This window comes from Micromonospora sp. NPDC002575 (genome assembly GCF_042889525.1).
GTDB classification, from domain to species: Bacteria; Actinomycetota; Actinomycetes; order Mycobacteriales; family Micromonosporaceae; genus Micromonospora; species Micromonospora carbonacea.
Genome location: NZ_JBIARA010000078.1, coordinates 1 through 1,239, shown reverse-complemented (window position 1 = coordinate 1,239; position 1,239 = coordinate 1). Strand labels below are relative to the sequence as shown.

General features: G+C 66.1%; 3 protein-coding genes. All 3 read right to left on the bottom strand.

Translation table 11 applies throughout. The features are described from left to right. A partial coding sequence (gene rplD, locus ACFYWL_RS31240; RefSeq protein WP_386980450.1) for a 50S ribosomal protein L4 occupies nt 1-172 on the bottom strand: 172 nt, incomplete at its 3' end. Between the two features lie 8 nt (nt 173-180). Continuing rightward, the gene (gene rplC / locus ACFYWL_RS31235; protein ID WP_014674369.1) at nt 181-825 is read right to left on the bottom strand and encodes a 50S ribosomal protein L3; all 645 of its coding nucleotides are present in this window, start codon (nt 823-825) and stop codon (nt 181-183) included. Between the two features lie 17 nt (nt 826-842). After that, on the bottom strand, nt 843-1,151 hold the full coding sequence (gene rpsJ, locus ACFYWL_RS31230) for a 30S ribosomal protein S10 (protein ID WP_003948644.1): 309 nt from the start codon (nt 1,149-1,151) through the stop codon (nt 843-845). Nucleotides 1,152-1,239: the final 88 nt, after the last annotated feature.

Sequence of the window (1,239 nt, the reverse complement as noted above, 5' to 3'; positions counted from 1 at the left end):
GGACCTCGCCGCGGGTCTTCGTCTTGTGCGTGCCCTGACGGGCAGCGGCCAGCTGCGCGACGACGACCTGATGGATCAGCGGAACGCTGACCTTGGCGTCGAAGATCTCCGCGGGGAGCTCGACGGAACCGGCCTTGTCGCCCGCCGGCGAAAGGATGTCAACAGTGCTCATCGGTTACCTCAGGCCCCCTTGGCCGCGGTGCGGACCAGGACGAGGCCGCCGTTCGGACCGGGAACCGCGCCCTTGATGAGCAGCAGACCCTTCTCCGCGTCAACGGCGTGGACGGTCAGGTTCTGGGTGGTGACCCGCTCGTTGCCCATGCGACCCGCCATGCGGAGGCCCTTGAACACGCGGCCCGGGGTGGCGCAGCCACCGATGGAACCGGGCGAGCGGTGCTTGCGCTGGGTGCCGTGTCCGGCGCCGAGGCCACGGAAGTTGTGGCGCTTCATGACACCGGCGAAGCCCTTGCCCTTGCTCTTGCCGGTCACGTCGACCTTCACGCCGGCCTCGAACACCTCGGCGGTGATCTCCTGGCCCAGCGTGTACTCGGAGGCGTCCGCGGTGCGGATCTCGACGAGGTGGCGACGGGGGGTGACGTCGGCCTTGGCGAAGTGGCCCTTGAGGGGCTTGTTCACCTTGCGCGGGTCGATCTCGCCGAAGGCGATCTGGACCGACTCGTAGCCGTCGACGTCGTTCGTACGGACCTGGGTGACGACGTTGGGGCCGGCCTTGACGACGGTGACCGGAACAACGCGGTTGTTCTCGTCCCACACCTGCGTCATGCCGAGCTTCTCGCCCAGGATGCCCTTGATCTGCTTAGCCATTCTCAGCTCACCGACCCTCAGAGCTTGATCTCGATGTCGACACCGGCCGGCAGGTCGAGTCGCATCAGAGAGTCAACGGTCTTGGGGGTGGGGTCGAGGATGTCGATCAGGCGCTTGTGCGTGCGCATCTCGAAGTGCTCGCGCGAGTCCTTGTACTTGTGCGGCGACTTGATGACGCAGTACACGTTCTTCTCAGTGGGCAGCGGCACCGGGCCCGCGACCGACGCACCAGTGCGGGTCACCGTCTCGACGATCTTCTTCGCCGAGGAGTCGATGACCTCGTGGTCGTAGGCCTTGAGCCGGATGCGGATCTTCTGTCCCGCCATGGCTACTCAGTAGTCCTGTCTCTCTTACGCTCCGGAACCCGGTGTTCCGACATCCAGTCCTCCGACCCACGCGGTCGGGTGTGTCGCG